This window comes from Actinomadura sp. 7K534 (assembly GCF_004348575.1).
Taxonomy (GTDB): Bacteria; Actinomycetota; Actinomycetes; order Streptosporangiales; family Streptosporangiaceae; genus Spirillospora; species Spirillospora livida.
The window spans coordinates 1-16,046 of record NZ_SMKB01000167.1; the positions used below are offsets into that span (position 1 = coordinate 1).

The window sequence follows — 16,046 nt, forward strand, 5'->3', positions numbered from 1 at the left end:
CCGCCCCCGACACCCGAACCGCCCCGCGGCCAAGCCCGCCGACGCGCCGCGACCCGCGCGCGGCGCCCGCCTGCGGCCGCCCCACCACGGGAAACGCCATGAACCGGGGACACCACGGACGGGGCGCGGGCCAGACGCCGCCGACCCCGCAACTCGGAACGCAGGATAATCTCGGAGGGGTGACGCCCACCGAAACCGTCCTGACGGACCAGCTCGCGCTGGAGATCGCCCGGCTGGGCATGGTCGGCGAGTCCTCCGACATCGGCACCCTGCACCGGGTGACCGACCTCGCCTCGCGCGCCGTGCCCGGATGCGCGGGCGCGTCCAGCGTGCGGTGGGCGCTTCCCGCCGAGCCCGCGAACGACCCGGGCGCCGCGCTCGGCCTGCCCGAGGCCGACGCGGAGGACGTGCCGCGCGTCCCCCGGCAGAACCAGGGCCCCGGCGCGGCGCCGTCCGGCATCGCGGTGCCCGAGGAGTTCCGGCCGGAGCCGCTGGCCGCCGCCGCCAGCCATCCCGACCTCGCCGAGATCGTCGAGCGGCAGCTCGCCCGCGGCCGCGGGCCGGTCTTCGACGCGGTGCTGGACCGCCGGGCGCAGACGTCCGACGACATCCTCGCCGAGACCCGCTGGCCCGAGGCGACGGCCGACATGCTGCGCCGGGGGGTGCGCTGCTTCAGCACGACACCGCACCTCAACCCGCCGGTCCTGGTCACGCTCACCCTGTTCGGGGTGACGCCCAAGGCGCTCGGCTCCGCGCAGGGCGGGATCGCGTCCCTGCTCATCGCGCAGGGCAGCGCCGCCGTCAGCAACACCCGGCAGTACGACGTCGTGCACCGGACCGCGATCCAGCTGCAGGAGGCGGTCGAGGCCCGCGCCATCGTCGACCAGGCGAAGGGGATCCTCATGCACGCCCTCGGCTGCGACGCCGACACGGCCTTCGCGGAGATGCGCCGCATCTCACAGACACGCCACGTGAAGCTCACCGCACTCGCGCAGCGTATCGTCGGTCATCAGGGGCTTCCCTAGGTCATGTCTAGGCGCATGGGGGTGAGGCGCATAGGCTGCGCACAGCCGGGTCCGGCCCGACCCGGCGACGCACTGCCGAGACCGCGGCCCGGCCGGCCTCCGGCCCGGCCCTGCCTGCCTCCATCGTGCGGTGCGGACGAGAGGGAGACCAGATGCACGATCAGCCCGACCAGCTCGAACCCGAGACCGTGACACGGGAGATCTCGGAGCTCGAGGGGCGCATCGGCGAGCTGCGCCAGGCCGCCGGCGTGCCGCAGCCCGACCTGCGCGCCACCCTGGACGCGGCCCTGGTCGAGCTGGAGCTGGCGCTGACCGTGCTGCGGACCGTGGGCACCGAGCACCCCGGCGAGCAGGGCGGGTCGGCCGCGGCCGAGAACGAGCGGCGGGTGCTGCGCACCGTCTTCCAGGACGCCCCGGTGCCGCTGTTCCTGCTCGACCGCAACACGACCGTCCGGCGCGTCAACCGGCAGGCCGCCGCGCTGCTCGGCACGTCCGCCGGGTACGTGTCGGGCAAGCAGTTCACGGCCTTCTGCGACATGGCGACCCGCGCCGCGGTGCGGTCGCAGATCGCCGCGGTCGTCCGGACGGGACGGCGCCACCCCGTCAAGGTCCGGTTCCTCGGCCGCGACCACCCCGTCGACGCCACGGTGACGCTGGCCCGCGTGTGGATCCGCGGCGAACCCGACCCGATGGTCGTGGCGGCCGCCGGGCCGGCGAACGCGCCGGCCGCCGACCCGGACCCGTCCCTGGCGAAGCCCAGGCGCACGGCGTCCGGCCGCGCCCCCGCCGCGTCCGCCCCTTCCACGTCCGCCCCTTCTACGTCCGCGCCGGCCACGTCCGCGCCGGCCACGTCCGCCGCGACGCGGACCGCATCGGCCCGGGGCGCGTCGGCGCGGGCGGTGTCCGACGGCACCGCGTCCGCCCGGACGGCCGCCACCGGCACCGCGCCCCCGCCGGACGCGCCCGCCCGCGAGGAGCCCCCGCACGCGCGGAGCACCCACGCCGCCCAGCCGGAAGACGAGGCCGTCGCCACGATCGTCCACCGGATGGACGTCCTCGCCACCGCCAGCGAGCTGCTGCTCGACGAGCCCGTCTTCAACGAGACCGTGGCCATCCGGCGGTGCGCCCGGCTGCTGGCCGCCGAACTCGCCGACTGGGCGTTCATCGACCTGACCGGCGGGAACGGCGGCCCCGGGTCGCCCCCGCCCGGCGGCGCGCACGCCGTGGGCACGCCGCCCCCGCTGCGCCGCCAGGTGGTCATGGGCCCGGAGGACGAGCGCTCCGTCGAGGCCGCGCGGATGCTGGAGGAGGTCGAACCCGTCCAGGGCTCCCTCCCCCACACCGTCTTCGTCACCCGGCAGAGCGCGCTGCGGCCGCACCTGGAGAACCTCGACGTGCTCGGCGTGTGCCCAGACGGCCAGCCCGTCTGCGGCAAGATCGGCGTGACCTCGGTGCTGAGCGTCCCGATCGAGGACGGCGACCGCGCCATCGGCACGATCACCCTGGCGGCGAGCGGCGAGTACGGCCCGTTCGACCTCATGGACCTCGGGGTCGTCCAGCGCCTCGGCCGCTACCTGGCCCTGGTGATCCGGGCGGCGCGGCTCTACCGGCGGCGCGCCGAGGTCGCCGAGACGCTCCAGGCGGGCCTGCTGCCGAAGACGCTGCCCGCCATCCCCGGCGTCAGCGTGGCCGCGAAGTACCTGACGGCGACGCACGGCTCGGAGGTCGGCGGCGACTTCTACGACGTGTTCCGCACCGAGAGCGGCTGGGGGCTGATCCTCGGCGACGTGTGCGGCAAGGGCGAGGACGCGGCGGCGGTGACCGCGGCGGCCCGGCACTGCGCGCGGCTGGCGGCCCGCTGGAAGACCGACCCGGGGGACGTCCTCGGCATCGTGAACGAGGCGCTGATGGACGAGGACCGGTTCGTCACCGCCGTGATGGCCGGGCTGACGGTGGAGACCGAGCGGGTCGTCGTGTCGCTGGGCACCGCGGGGCATCCGCCCGCACTCGTCGTGCGCGCGGACGGGGTGATCCGGTCGGCGTCCCGCGGCGGCGTCCCGCTCGGCCTGTTCGAGGACTTCGAGGCCGGCCAGGACACGATCGAGCTCGGTGTCGGCGACACCCTCATCCTGCACTCCGACGGCGTGTTGGAGGCGTGCAACATGACGCGGCAGGAGTTCGGCCAGGAACGCCTGCTGGAGGCCCTCGCCGGGCACGCGGGCGCGACGCCGGCGGGGATGCTCGACGCGGTGGAGGACGCGCTGCTCGACTTCTGCGACAGCGACCTGCGCGACGACGTCTCGATGCTCGCGCTGCGCGTGGAGCAGGCGTCGCTGGACTAGGCACGATGCCAGTGATGACCGAGTTGGTGGACTGACGAACGTTTTGCTGGGGTAAATGGCTTTCATGACCACGGACCCGGCCGACAAGCCCCGCAACGAGACCGAGCACGAGCGCCTCGACCGGCAGTTCGTCGAACTGCTCCAGGGCTTCCGCGTCGCCGTCACCGGTGTGCAGGTCCTGTTCGCGTTCCTGCTGATCGTGCCGTTCTCCACCCATTACGAGAAGGTCGACGGAGTGGGGACCGCACTGTTCTACATCGCGCTGTTCGGTGCGGCGTTCGCCTCGATCTGCTTCATCGCGCCGGTCTTCCACCACCGGATCCTGTTCCAGCTGGGCCAGAAGCCGCTGCTGATCCGCCGCGCCAACCTGTTCGGGATCATCGGCGCCCTGGCGCTGATGGCGTCGATGACCGCGGCGACCACACTGGTCGTCGAGTCGGTCTCCGAGGAGGCGGGCTGGACGATCGCCACCGCGGCCTTCCTGCTGGCGCTGTCCGGCTACGTGTGGTTCATCCAGCCGTACCTGACCCGGCTGAAGGCGAGCCGGCCGAAGCGGCCGGGGACGACCTGACCGGCCGCCCGCCGCGCGCCCCGCTCAGCCGCGCCGGCCCGGGTCAGTAGGCGCGGCCGAAGACGACCCGCTTGCCGTAGGCGGACGGGCGGCCGCACTTCACGCAGTCGCCGGTCTCCGCGGGCGCGTCGGACGGGATGACCCGGGGCGTCGCGGCGGTCTCGGCCTTGATGTCGTCCTCGCAGGCGGTGTCGCCGCAGTGGAACGCGCGGGCCCAGCCGGACGCGACCTGCGCGGCGAACGCGTCCCAGCCGTCCACCGCGGCGGTGTTCTCCTCGCGGAACGCCTCCGCCCGCCGCAGCAGGAACGCCTGGAAGTCGTCGAGGATCGCGGGCAGCACCTCCGCGACCTTCTCCAGCGGGATCTGCTCCTTGCCCTGGCCCTCGACCGTCGGCAGCCGCCGCACGACGGTCGCGACGCCGCCGTCGATGTCGCGCTTGCCCAGCTCGATGCGGACGGGGACGCCGCGCATCTCCCACTCGTTGAACTTGAAGCCCGGCGAGAGCTGCGGGCGGTTGTCGTCCACGTGCACCCGGACGCCCGCGGCCTTGAGCGCCGCGCCCAGCCGGCGTGCCTCCGCCGCGGCCTCCTCGCCCTGCTCCTTGCGCCCGATCGGCACGATCACGACCTGGTACGGCGCGAGCCGCGGCGGCAGCACGAGGCCCTTGTCGTCGCCGTGCGTCATGATCACGCCGCCGATCATGCGGGTGCTCATCCCCCAGGACGTGGTGTGCGCGAGCGTCAGGGCGCCCGCCTCGTCCTGGTACTGGATCTCGAACGCCTTGGCGAAGTTGGTGCCGAGGTAGTGCGACGTCCCGGCCTGCAGGGCCCGGCCGTCGCGCATCATGCCCTCGATCGTGTAGGTGCGGACGGCGCCGGCGAACCGCTCACCGGGCGTCTTCTCCCCCGGGACGACCGGCATCGCCGCGAGGTCGCGGGCGAGGTCGGCGTAGGCGCCGAGGGCCCACATCGTCTCGCGCATCGCGTCGTCCTCGTCGGCGTGGGCGGTGTGGCCCTCCTGCCAGAGGAACTCGGTCGTCCGCAGGAACATCCGGGGCCGCATCTCCCAGCGGACGACGTTCGCCCACTGGTTCAGCAGCAGCGGCAGGTCGCGGTGGGAGTCGATCCACTTGGCCATGTACTCGCCGATGACCGTCTCGGACGTCGGCCGCACGACCAGCGGCTCTTCCAGGTCCTTGCCGCCCGCGTGGGTCACGACGGCCAGCTCCGGGGAGAAGCCCTCGACGTGCTCGGCCTCGCGCCGCAGGTAGGACTCCGGGATGAACATCGGGAAGCACGCGTTCTCGTGCCCCGCGTCCTTGATGCGCCCGTCCAGGTCGGCCTGGAGCAGCTCCCACATCCGGTACCCGTACGGCCGGATGACCATCGTGCCGCGCACCGGCCCCCGGTCGACGAGCTGGGCCTGCACGACCACCTCGTTGTACCAGGCGGAGAAATCCTCGCTCTGCGGCGTCACACCTTCTCGGCTCACGGCACTCAGGGTACTGACTCGCGGCGCACCGCACGGACGCTTCCCCGGCGCGCCGGGTCCCTTCGCTACGCTCGCGGGATGCGCTGGTCCCAGATGTTCGTGCCCACGCTCCGCGACGACCCCGCCGAGGCGGACGCGCCGAGCCACCGGCTGCTGCTCCGGGCGGGGTACGTCCGGCAGCTCACCGCGGGCCACTACTCGCTGCTGCCGCTGGCCGTCCGCGTCCGGGCCCGGATCATCGAGATCATCCGCGCGGAGATGGACGCGATCGGCGCGCAGGAGATGCTGCTGCCCGCCCTGCACCCGGCGGAGCCGTGGCAGCGCTCGGGCCGCTGGGAGCTGATGGGCCAGGAGATGTTCCGGCTCCGCGACCGGCGCGGCGCCGACCACGCCCTCGGCATGACGCACGAGGAGATCTTCGCGACCGTCGCCCGCGAGCTGAACTCCTACCGCCGGCTCCCGCAGCAGTGGTACCAGTTCCAGACGAAGTTCCGGGACGAGCCGCGCCCCAAGGGCGGCCTCATGCGGACCCGCGAGTTCACCATGAAGGACGCCTACAGCTTCGACCTGGACGGCGCCGGCCTGGACGCGTCGTTCGACGCCTACCACGGCGCCTACACCCGGATCTTCGAGCGGCTCGGCCTGCCCGCGCTGGCGTGCGAGGCGTCCAGCGGGACCATGGGCGGCTCGGACTCGACCGAGTTCATGTGCCCCGCCGACGTCGGCGAGGACCTCGTCGTCCACTGCCCGGCCTGCGGCTACGCCGCCAACATCGAGCGGGCGACGTCCGTGCTCCCCGCCGCGTCCGACGAGCCGGGGCCGGCCGCGCCGGAGCGGTTCGACACGCCGGGCGTCCGCACCATCGAGGACCTCCGGGCGTACGACGCGCCGGACGACCGGCAGATCAAGACGCTCGTCTACGTCCTGGACGGCACGCTGACGCTCGTCCTGCTGCGCGGCGACCACCCGCTCAACGAGCAGAAGCTCGTGGACGCAACCGGCGCCACCGGCATCCGCGCCGCCGACCCGGCCGAGATCCAGGACGCGCTGGGCGCGCTGCCGGGCAGCCTCGGCGCGGTCGACGCGTTCCTCCCGGCGCCCCTCCCCGTGATCGCGGACGAGGCGCTGCGGGGCCGCCGCGACATGTTCACGGGCGCGAACACCGACGACGTCCACCTGCGCGGCGTCGACGTCGACCGCGACATCGAGGTCGGCAAGTGGGCGGACCTGCGGGAGGTCGAGGCGGGGCAGCGCTGCGTCCGCTGCGGCGAGGCCCTGGAGATCCAGCGCGCCATCGAGGTCGGCCACATCTTCAAGCTCGGCGACCGCTACGCCCGCGCGCTCGGCGTCGAGGTCCTGGACCCGGACGGCAAGCGCGTCCCGGTGGTCATGGGCAGCTACGGCATCGGCGTCGAGCGCGCGATGGCCGCGATCATCGAGATCCACAACGACGACCGCGGGATCGTCTGGCCCCTGGCCGTCGCGCCCTTCCAGGTCACCGTGGTGGTCGCCCAGTCCGACGACGCCGACGTCGCCAAGGCCGCCGAGGACGTCTACACCGCCCTGAAGGGCGCCGGCGTGGACGTGGTGATCGACGACCGCGCCGAACGCGCCGGGGTGAAGTTCCGGGACGCCGAGCTGACCGGCATCCCGTTCCGAGTGACCCTCGGCCGCCGCGGCCTGGCCGAGGGCACCGCCGAAGTGACCGCCCGCGCCACCGGCGACACGGAGAAGGTGCCGCTGGACGCCGTCGTCGCGCACGTCCGCGCACTCCTCAGGCGCTGAAGCGCACGCCGCTTCTGGCTGGTGGTGGCCAGAATCCGTGCTGTCCATAATGTGCCGGGGCGGATAAAGTTCCCGCGTGCGGGTGGTTGTCACGGGGGCGGCGGGGTTCGTCGGGAGTCATGTGGCGGACGCGTTCGCGGTGGCCGGGCACGAGGTCCTCGCCGTCGACGCGCCCGGACGTTCACTCACCCCCGGCGTCGCGCGCCGCACGTGGGCGGATCTCGCGGCCAGGCCCGGTGTCGTCGCGGCGGAACTCGACCTGGCGGTCGACGAGCTGGGCCCGGTGGCCGCCGCGGACGTCGTCGTGCACCTGGCCGGACGTCCCGGAGTCCGCGACTCGTGGGGCGCCCGGCGCGCGGTCGAGCGGGACAACGTCCGCGCGACGGCGCGGCTGCTCGCGGCGTGCACGCGGCGGCCGGCGGCGCTGCGGCCGAAGGTCGTCGTCGCGTCGAGTTCCTCGGTGTACGGGTCCGCGGGGCGGCGGCCGAACCGGGAGGACGACCCGCTGAACCCGGCGAGCCCGTACGCGGCCAGCAAGGTCGAGGTGGAGCGGCTCGCGGGCGCGGCGGCGCGGGACGGGCTGCGGACGGTCCTGCTCCGGTACTTCTCCGTCTACGGCCCCCGGCAGCGGCCCGACATGGCGTTCCACCGGTTCGTGGAGGCCGCGCTGAGCGGGCGCCCGCTCCCCGTCTTCGGCGACGGACTGCGCTCCAGGAGCTTCACGCATGTCCGGGACGTGGTCTCGGCGACGCTGGCGGCGGCGGCCGAGGACCTGCCGCCGGGGATCGCCGTCAACGTCGGCCACCACGAACCCGTGACCGTCCGGGACGCGATCGCGATGCTCACCGGGGCGCTCGGCGTCCCCGCGGAGATCCGGCGGGAGACCCCCGTTGCCGGCGACGCCACCCGGACGTGGGCCGACACCGCCCGCGCCCGGCGGCTGCTCGGCTGGACCGCCGCGACCGACCTGGCCGAGGGGCTCGCCGACCAGATCGCGTGGCACCGCGCGGCGCACGAGGAGGTGCGGGTCGGTTGAAGGGCCGGACGGAGCACAGGGCGGCGTACTTCGCGTTCGACCGGTTCCCGTCGAGCAAGGGGTCGGCGGTGCACATCGCGCAGATGGCCGACGAGCTGTTCGACCACTTCGGCGGCGGGCTGCTCGGCGTGATCGGCGGCCCGGACCTGCCCCGGTACCAGCGGGAGGGGACCCGGGAGATCGCGCGGTTCGACGTCCCCGTCCCGAACCTCATCGACCGGGCGGAGGCGTTCTCCGGGTGGGTCGCCCGCCATCTGGAGCCGCACCTCGGGACGCTGGAGGTCTGCCACGTCCGGGACCCGTGGAGCGCGCTGCCGGTCGTCGCGGACGGGCGGCGCCACAAGGTCGTGTACGAGGTCAACGGGCTGCCGTCCATCGAGATGAGCCACACCTGGCCGTGGGCGGCGCCGAGCACGCTCGGCAAGATCCGCGAGCTGGAGCGGTACTGCCTGGAGCGCAGCGACGCCGTCGTGGTGCCGTCGCGGGTGATCGGCGCGGCGGTCGCGGCGCTCGGCGTACCGGAGCGCGACATACATCTGGTGCCGAACGGGGCGGAGACCGGTGCGCGGCCGCCGCGTCCCGAGGGCGCGCCCGAGCGGTACATCGTCTACATCGGCGCGCTGCAGCCGTGGCAGGGCCTGGACGTGCTGATGCGCGCGTTCGCCAGGCTCGCCGACCTGGACGGCCTGCGGCTGGTGGTCTGCTCGTCCGTCCCGGAGCGCCGGTCGAAGCCGGTGCGGCGGATGGCCGAGCGGCTCGGCGTGGCCGGCAGGGTCGACTGGCGGTTCACGCTGCCGCACCACGAGGTGGCCGCGTGGCTGGCGCACGCGGAGGTCTCGGTGGCTCCGCTGACCGGCTGCGCCCGCAACCTCGACCAGGGCTGCGCCCCGCTCAAGGTGATCGAGTCGATGGCGGCGGGGGTGCCGGTCGTGGCCTCCGACCTGCCCGCGGTGCGGGAGCTGATGGCGGACGGGGAGCACGGGCGCCTCGTCCCCGCGGACCGTCCCGCCGAGCTGGCGCGGGCGGTCCGGATCCTGCTGGAGTACCCGGACGAGGCCGCCGCCCTGGGCGGCAGGGGCCGGCGCCGGATCGAGGAGGGCCTGACGTGGGCGCATTCCCGCGCCCGCCTGGCCGAGGTCTACCGCACGGTCGTCCGGCCGCTGCACGACCAGGTTCGATAGGTGGTTCGTCATGTTCTGGCGCAAGCAGAAGGCCGCCATCGAGCGGTTCCATCCCCTGCACAGGGCGCTCACCCTGGAGCGGGCGTTCTCCGTCTCGCTGCGGCGGGACGACTGGGAGCCGGTCATCCAGAGCCTCGCGCGGCACACCAGTGAGGTGCGGCGGGGCAAGTGGCAGCTGAACCGGCGGGTGCCGGGCGTCCTCGTGCCGATGCTGCGGATCCTGGTGGCCGACATGCCGCCGCACGGGACGCTGTCGGTCGCGGCGGACATGCGCGGCCACCGGCTGCCGGAGAAGAACGGGCCGCAGCACGACGTGCCCGTCCGGCATCCGATCACGTCGATGAAGCAGTGGTACGCCATGGACCCGTGGCTGCGGATGCGGGCGGAGCTGCGCGACGGCAGCGTCCTGGAGCTGTCGGTGACCGACCGGGTCCGGCACCGCAAGTACCGCAAGCGCAACCCGCGGGGCAAGATCAAGTTCAAGTCCAAGTCGAAGACGGTGCAGCTGGTCCAGGTGACGCGGCGGCTGGCGAAGGACGCGGCCGTGCAGCGGCCGGGGTCGCCGCCGCCCGCCTGGGTCAGGGTCCGCGTCAAGCCGGGGAAGCGCACGGTGATCCGGGCGAACGGGAAGTTCCCCGGGCCGCTGGAGGACCAGGCGATGATCGACCAGATCCTGCACGTGTCGACGGAACCGTTCCGGTGGACGCCCCCGGGCCGCACCGCGAGGAGGACCCCGTGACCCCATGCTCGGTGACCACCGGCTTCTTCGTCCTCGGACGCTGCGGGCAGGCCGCGGTGGTGTCCTGCCCCGGGTGCGGCCGCCCCGTCTGCGGCGCGCACGCCGCGGCGAACGGGCTCTGCCCCGAATGCGGCGCCGCCCAGGGCTACGGGACGCACGACCCGCACCACCCGGCCTGGACGGGCGGCTACCGGCGGCACTACTACCAGCGCAGCTCGCAGCTCTACAACGACGCCCTCTGGTACACGACCTTCAACGAGTACGACCGCGGGGCGTTCAACCCGGGCGACGACTGGTCCCACGGCGGTGACTGGGGCCCGGACGACGACACCGGCTTCGTGGACAGCTGATGCCCCGCGTCCTGTGGCTCACCGAGCACTACCCGCCGAGCCGGGGCGGGATGTCCCAGTCGTGCGACCGCATCGTGCGGGGGCTGCGCGCGTCGGGGGCGGAGGTCGACGTCGCGCACCTCACCCGCCGCGACCGCCCGTGGGGCGTCGGGCGCGAGCACGGCGGCCGGCTGGTCACCGCGCCGCTCGGCGACGACCCCGAGCACGCGCTGCGGCGGCTGTGGACGACGATCAACGCCGAGGACCTCGCCGGCTACGGCCACGTGGTCGCGTTCGGCGGCGCGTACGCGATGCTCGCCGCGCCCGTCCTGTCCGCGCTGCTGGACGCCCCGCTGGTCACGCTGCTGCGCGGCAACGACATCGACGTCGGCGTCTTCTCGATGCGGCGGCGGGGCGTGCTGGCGGACGCGCTGCGCGCCTCGTCCCGGGTGTGCGTCGTCGCCCGCTCGCACGCGCCGCTGGTGTCCGCGATCGCCCCGGACGCGGCGGTCACGTACGTCGCCAACAGCGTCGACACCGAGCAGTGGCGGGTCCTGCCGTCCGAGCGGGAGCGGGCGCGGGCCTGGCGGGCGGAGCACGTCGCGCCGGGGCGCCGGACGATCGGGCTCATCGGGCAGCTCAAGGTCAAGAAGGGCGTCGGCTTCTTCCTGGACGCCCTGGCCGCGTCCGGGCACGCCGAGTCGTTCCATCTGCTGCTGGTCGGCGAGGTGGAGGAGTCCGTGGCGGAGTCGCTGGCCGAACGCGGCGTACCGCACTCGGCCATGCCGTTCCTCGACCGCTACGACCTGCCCGCCGTCTACGCGAGCTGCGACCTGGTCGCGCTGCCGTCCTTCTACGACGGGATGCCGAACGTCGCGCTGGAGGCGGCGGCGCTCGGCGTGCCGCTGCTCGCCTCGGACGCGGGCGGGCTCGCGGACGTCGCCGACGACGAGATCGGGTTCACGTTCCCCGCCGGGGACGCGCACGCGTGCCGCGCGGCGATCGACCGGGCCGCGCGCGCGGGCGACGCGGAGCTGGCGAAGCTCGGCGCGGCGGGCGCGGAACGCATCCGGCGCGACTTCACCCCGGCCGCCGAGACCGCCGGCTACCGCACCGTGCTCGACGCGGTCCGGTGATCCTCTGCTACGCGTCCGGGGACGGGCTCGGGCACCTGACGCGGCTCAGGGCCGTCCTGCACACCCTGGGGGTGGACGGGCCGGTCACCGTCGTCACCGCGTCGCCGTTCGCGGGCGATCCGCGCGTCACCGGCGACTGGCGGATCGTGCGCGGCACCGGCGTCACGGGCCTCGCGCCGGACGAGGTGCCGGAAGAGGTGATCGTGGACGCCTTCCCCGCCGGTCTCAAGGGCGAGCTCATCCGCGGCGACGTGATCCTTCCCGGCACGAAGGTCACGCACCTGGCGCGGCTGCTCCGCTGGGACGCCTACGCGCCGATGCTGCCCGCCGATCCCCCGCGTTTCGACCGGACGTTCGTCCTCGAACCGCTGGCGCCCGCGCACGAGGCATACCTGCGCGCCGTCTCCGACGAGATCGTGCCGCTCGCCCTGACCGATCCCCCGTCGGAGCCGGTCGACGTGGACGGCTGGCTCATCGTCCACAGCGGGCCGGCGGCAGAGACACTCGAACTCGTCGCCTACGCGCGCGACATGGCGTCCGCCGAAGGCCTCCGCCCGCCGATGACACTGGTATCGCCCCAGAAGCCGGACAGCCTGGCCCCAGAGGTCGCGTACCTCGACGCCTATCCCGCCTGGCGACCGGGCCCGAACGTGGAACGGATCGTGACGGCGGCCGGTTTCAACGCCGTCCGGCAGTTCGCGCCCTGGCGCGACATCCACCGGATGCTGCCGTTCCCCCGCAGCCTGGACGACCAGTTCGCCCGCGCCGCCCGCGCTAGGCGGGAAGCCGGAGATCGAAGTCGATCTCCACGTCGTCGGCCAGCCTGAGGGCGCCGAAGAACGCCGAGTACGGCTTGATGCCCCAGCGGCTCTGCGTCACGGTGACGCCTCCCCGCACCCGGTCGCCGTCCAGTTCGGCCCGGATCCGCACGGGTTTCGCGCGCCCCATGATCGTGAGGTCGCCCTCGATCTCGCCGTCCCCGGTGATCCGGGTGGACACGAACGTGATCTCCGGGTGGCGATGGACCTCCAGCACCTTGCGGAGGTTCTTCTCGATCTCGGCGCGGTCGTCGCCGGTGAGGGGCTTCACGCCCCCGGTGCCCTCGCGCACCTCCAGCGCGTCCACGTCGACGGTCACCCGGACGGACGACCCGTCCAGCGGGTCGCGGGCCTCGACCGCCGCCGTCCAGCGCGTGGCCTCGATGGTCAGGTCGTGGCCGGCGCGGCGCCCGAGCCCGCTGCGGCCGGTCCTGACCAGCAGCCGCCCGTCGTCCGGCCCCAGCTCGTACGTTCCCTCTGGTACCGCCATGCCTTCAGCCTGTCACGGGCGCCGCCGGGACCCCGCGCACCCCCTACAGGCACTCCACCTTGCTACCTGCACTCCACCTTGGGCTGCGGGCGGTACTCGGTGTGGAACTTCTCGCGCCTGACCTTCCGCCCGTCGTCGAGGAGCGTCCGCCAGACGTCGATCTTGAAGCCCTTGCGGCCGGCCATGGGCACGCACTTCCGTCCCCGTCCCACGCCCGTCCCGTACGGCTTGATCCCGTACCGCTCGGACGTCTTCGACCGCACCTCGTACCTGCGTTCGCCGTACAGGCTGACCGTGAGCGACGCCGCGGTGTAGCCGACCTCGATGCGGACGGGGTGCCCGGTGTCGTTCCGCCACGTGAAGTCCAGCCCCGGATAGGCGACCGCGGCCTCGCGCCCCTCGGGGTACTCCGGCATGTACATGGTGTGCGCCCGCGACTTGCGGATGTCCAGGCCGGCCCGGAACACCGCGTTGAAGAGCGTCGTGGACACCTGGCAGATGCCGCCGCCCACGTCCTTCACCAGCCGCGAGCCCATGATGGCCGGCGCCGGGACGTATCCGCGGCTCTTGGTGCGCGGCCCGACGACGTCGTTGAACGAGAACGTCCGGCCGGGATCGACGACGTGGCCGTCGAGGATCCGGGCGGCCAGCTCGATGTTGCGGACGCGGGGCTCCCCCGGCGTGAACCGGGTGGTGTAGCTGCTCATCGGCCGCTCGTGGACGCCCGCTCCCACACCCGCCGCGGCGTCCGGCGCCACCCTGCCGGATAACGACCCGTCCGGCGGGGCCTTGCCGCGTACGTGCAGCGTCGCCGCCGCGCCCGGATCGCGCGGCGCCAGCAGGTACGCCCCGAGCAGCAGCCCGGTCGTCGCCAGCGTGCCCGCCACGAACGGCCACCACCGCCGGACGCACTCGTCCAGCTTCGGCTGCTGCCCGCGCCCGCGGCGCTCGCGCTCGTCGCGCCGACTCCGCTCACGGCACTTTCGTTTCCGGCCAGGCCGGGTCCGCCTCACAGAACACACACCCCCCGAGGATCCCCCTTCGGATCCTGCAACGGACCCTGCCGCTCCCCCGCGCCCAACGCCGGACCTTTACCCGAACAACACGAACCCGCGAACAACAGCGGGCTCCGGCCCCGCTCCGGCCGGGCACAGCCGACCGCCCGGCCGGTGGCGCGGAACCGGGCGGGCGGTCGGGGTCAGCGGTGCGCCGTCAGCGGGCGCGCGCCCCCTCGCGCAGGCGCTCGGGGTCGATCTCCCGCCCCGGATGCCTGCGCAGGTACTCGGCTTCGAGCTGGTTCATGCGGCGCGTGTGCTCCCCGTACGCCTGGTCGGCGGCGTGCCGGAGCGCGTCGAGCCTCGTCTGGTACAGATGCCCCAGCTCACGGAACAGGTCGTCGTCGGTCAGCGCGCCGGGGTCGACCCCCATCGCGGTGTCATTGCTCGTGTCCGGGCTCGTCATGTCCGGTTACCTCCTCCGTGGGCGTCCGATCCCCTACCCGGTCGCCGTCCGCCAAACCCCGCGCTCCCCGGGGCCCGTCAGCGGAGCGCCTCGGCGGGGCAGAAGACGGTCAGGGCGCCCGCGTGCTTGCCGAAGCGGAGCTTCGCGGGCAGCGCGGTGAGCTCGCCGTCGCGGGCGATCCGCAGCCCGCCGGCCGGTGACGCCAGCTCCAGCGCGGTCGCCTTCCACGCGCGGTAGCCGGGGGTGATGTGCAGGTGCCCGGCCAGCACCGCGGCGACCGCGCGGACGCGGGGGACGCGGCGGCCGGTGGAGACCGTGCGGATGTCGAGCCACCCGTCGTCGAGCCGCTCGCGCCAGTTCGGGGTGGTGCCCCGCGCGCCGTAGAGGCAGTTGCCGACGAACGCCAGCCAGACGCGGCGTTCGCGGCCGTCCACGAACAGGTCCACGGGCTCGGAGTGCCGCAGCGTCCGGACGGCGGCGACGGCGAGCGCGGGCCACTTGCCGATGCGCCGCTCCAGCCGCGCCCGCCGTTCGAGCAGCTCGGTGTAGGCGCCGAAGCCGGCGGTGTTGAGGAAGATGTGCTCCTCGTCCTGTCCCCGCCTGCCGCCCGCCGGGGTGAGGTAGGAGACGTCGACGCGGCCGAGCCGCCCGCCCCGGTACGCGGAGATCGCCTCCGTGGCCGACGCCATGCCGAGGGCGCGGGAGAAGTGGTCGAACGTGCCGCCCGGGACGACCAGCAGCGGGACGTCGTGGTCCAGCGCCGCCCGCGCGGCCGCGTTCACCGTCCCGTCCCCGCCGACGACGGCGAGCACCGACGCCCGCCCGGCGGCCTCGCCGAACACCTTGTCGGCGTCGTCGCCCGCCCTGAACGTGACGATCTCCGCCGCGGGCAGCTCCCGTTCGAGGATCTCCACGGCGAAGTCCGCGCGGCTCGGCAGTATCGCGCCCGCCATCCCGACCGGCGCGTCGCCGCCCCCGGCGGCGCGGTTGACGACCGCGACCACCCCGCGCCCGTCGCCGGTGACCAGCTCGCCGAGGTCCCGCCCGGTGACCGTGTCCTCGGCCGGCGTCACCCGGGCCGCCGGCGGGTGGGCGGGCCAGACCGTCCGCGTCCCGAGCGCGGCGAGCATGCCGATCCCCACCCCGGCGAGGACGTCGCCCGGATAGTGGGCGCCGGTGTACACGCGGGAGAACGCCACCGCCGCGGCCGTGGCCGCGACGGGCACGGCCACCGAGCGCGGCGCCTCCATCGCGACGCCGGTGGCGAAGGCCGCGGCCGACGCCGAGTGGCCGGACGGGAAGGCGTGCGACGTCGGCAGCTTCCAGCGGATCCGGATCGGCGGCACCAGGTCCACGACGGGCCGCCTGCGGCGGAACGCCTGCTTGCCGAGGAGGTTCACCGCCGGGCTCGCCACCGCGATCCCGAGCGACCCGCGCAGCGCCGCGCGCCGCAGCCGGGCGCCGCCGGAGAGCCCCATCACCGAAGCGCTCGTGAACCACAGCACGCCGTGGTCGGCGAACCGCGACAGCCTCGGCAGGACGTACTCCAGGCCCGGCAGGTGCGCCGCCGCGACCCCGTCGAACGCCCACCGGTCGACCCGCCCCAGCCTGCGCAGCGTGCGGGAGCGGTGGAAGCGGGAC

At 74.2% G+C, this 16,046-nt stretch carries 15 protein-coding genes; 10 read left to right on the plus strand and 5 right to left on the minus strand.

What is annotated here, in order from left to right:
* Positions 1-179 precede the first annotated feature (179 nt).
* The 3 genes from E1266_RS26385 (at position 180) to E1266_RS26400 (ending at position 3,938) form a co-directional block, all read left to right on the plus strand.
* Positions 180-1,025 (plus strand): ANTAR domain-containing protein, encoded by an 846-nt coding sequence (locus tag E1266_RS26385; protein WP_243718896.1) that lies wholly within the window; start codon positions 180-182, stop codon positions 1,023-1,025.
* A gap of 152 nt (positions 1,026-1,177) precedes the next feature.
* Positions 1,178-3,367: a SpoIIE family protein phosphatase gene (locus E1266_RS26395; protein ID WP_243718898.1), complete on the plus strand. Its 2,190-nt coding sequence runs from the start codon at positions 1,178-1,180 to the stop codon at positions 3,365-3,367.
* A gap of 64 nt (positions 3,368-3,431) precedes the next feature.
* Entirely contained in the window at positions 3,432-3,938 is a 507-nt protein-coding gene (locus E1266_RS26400; protein WP_243718899.1) for a DUF6328 family protein, read from the plus strand.
* 43 nt (positions 3,939-3,981) lie between these two features.
* Here the strand turns inward: E1266_RS26400 and proS are convergent, their stop codons facing one another.
* Positions 3,982-5,430, minus strand: coding sequence for a proline--tRNA ligase (gene proS, locus E1266_RS26405; protein ID WP_243718901.1), 1,449 nt, complete (start codon positions 5,428-5,430; stop codon positions 3,982-3,984).
* 78 nt (positions 5,431-5,508) lie between these two features.
* Here proS and E1266_RS26410 point away from each other — a divergent pair, with 78 nt between their 5' ends.
* From E1266_RS26410 to E1266_RS26440, 7 genes are all read left to right on the plus strand, one after another.
* Positions 5,509-7,215, plus strand: a complete 1,707-nt coding sequence (locus E1266_RS26410; RefSeq protein ID WP_132051448.1) for a proline--tRNA ligase — start codon at positions 5,509-5,511, stop codon at positions 7,213-7,215.
* 76 nt (positions 7,216-7,291) lie between these two features.
* On the plus strand, positions 7,292-8,251 hold the full coding sequence (locus E1266_RS26415; protein WP_243718903.1) for an NAD-dependent epimerase/dehydratase family protein: 960 nt from the start codon (positions 7,292-7,294) through the stop codon (positions 8,249-8,251).
* Positions 8,248-9,432: a glycosyltransferase family 4 protein gene (locus E1266_RS26420; RefSeq protein WP_243718905.1), complete on the plus strand. Its 1,185-nt coding sequence runs from the start codon at positions 8,248-8,250 to the stop codon at positions 9,430-9,432. Before E1266_RS26415 ends, E1266_RS26420 begins: the two co-directional genes overlap by 4 nt.
* Positions 9,433-9,442: 10 nt before the next feature.
* Entirely contained in the window at positions 9,443-10,171 is a 729-nt protein-coding gene (locus tag E1266_RS26425; RefSeq protein WP_132051450.1) for a hypothetical protein, read from the plus strand.
* Complete coding sequence (locus E1266_RS26430; protein ID WP_132051452.1) at positions 10,168-10,521, plus strand: hypothetical protein; 354 nt, start codon at positions 10,168-10,170, stop codon at positions 10,519-10,521. Before E1266_RS26425 ends, E1266_RS26430 begins: the two co-directional genes overlap by 4 nt.
* Positions 10,521-11,636, plus strand: a complete 1,116-nt coding sequence (locus E1266_RS26435; RefSeq protein ID WP_132051454.1) for a glycosyltransferase family 4 protein — start codon at positions 10,521-10,523, stop codon at positions 11,634-11,636. Before E1266_RS26430 ends, E1266_RS26435 begins: the two co-directional genes overlap by 1 nt.
* Positions 11,633-12,463, plus strand: a complete 831-nt coding sequence (locus tag E1266_RS26440; RefSeq protein ID WP_132051456.1) for a hypothetical protein — start codon at positions 11,633-11,635, stop codon at positions 12,461-12,463. The genes E1266_RS26435 and E1266_RS26440 overlap by 4 nt, the downstream gene beginning before the upstream one ends.
* On the opposite strand, the gene E1266_RS26445 is transcribed toward E1266_RS26440, so the two are convergent.
* The 4 genes from E1266_RS26445 to E1266_RS26460 all read right to left on the minus strand — a co-directional run.
* Positions 12,411-12,944: a YceI family protein gene (locus tag E1266_RS26445; RefSeq protein ID WP_132051457.1), complete on the minus strand. Its 534-nt coding sequence runs from the start codon at positions 12,942-12,944 to the stop codon at positions 12,411-12,413. The genes E1266_RS26440 and E1266_RS26445 overlap by 53 nt on opposite strands.
* A gap of 62 nt (positions 12,945-13,006) precedes the next feature.
* On the minus strand, positions 13,007-13,831 hold the full coding sequence (locus tag E1266_RS26450) for a VanW family protein (RefSeq protein ID WP_132051459.1): 825 nt from the start codon (positions 13,829-13,831) through the stop codon (positions 13,007-13,009).
* Between the two features lie 325 nt (positions 13,832-14,156).
* The gene (locus E1266_RS26455; protein ID WP_243718906.1) at positions 14,157-14,405 is read right to left on the minus strand and encodes a DUF6158 family protein; all 249 of its coding nucleotides are present in this window, start codon (positions 14,403-14,405) and stop codon (positions 14,157-14,159) included.
* Positions 14,406-14,482: 77 nt separating this feature from the next.
* Positions 14,483-16,046, minus strand: a 1,564-nt coding sequence (locus E1266_RS26460) for a phosphatase PAP2 family protein (protein ID WP_347876746.1), incomplete at its 5' end; no start/stop codon positions are given.

What these genes read in the sequence shown, in the direction of transcription:
- E1266_RS26395 (WP_243718898.1), top strand. Translation starts at nt 1,178, where the DNA reads ATGCACGATCAGCCCGACCAGCTCGAACCCGAGACCGTGACACGGGAG.
- E1266_RS26400 (WP_243718899.1), top strand. Translation starts at nt 3,432, where the DNA reads ATGACCACGGACCCGGCCGACAAGCCCCGCAACGAGACCGAGCACGAG.
- E1266_RS26410 (WP_132051448.1), top strand. Translation starts at nt 5,509, where the DNA reads ATGCGCTGGTCCCAGATGTTCGTGCCCACGCTCCGCGACGACCCCGCC.
- E1266_RS26425 (WP_132051450.1), top strand. Translation starts at nt 9,443, where the DNA reads ATGTTCTGGCGCAAGCAGAAGGCCGCCATCGAGCGGTTCCATCCCCTG.
- E1266_RS26435 (WP_132051454.1), top strand. Translation starts at nt 10,521, where the DNA reads ATGCCCCGCGTCCTGTGGCTCACCGAGCACTACCCGCCGAGCCGGGGC.
- E1266_RS26445 (WP_132051457.1), bottom strand. Translation starts at nt 12,944, where the DNA reads ATGGCGGTACCAGAGGGAACGTACGAGCTGGGGCCGGACGACGGGCGG.
- E1266_RS26455 (WP_243718906.1), bottom strand. Translation starts at nt 14,405, where the DNA reads ATGACGAGCCCGGACACGAGCAATGACACCGCGATGGGGGTCGACCCC.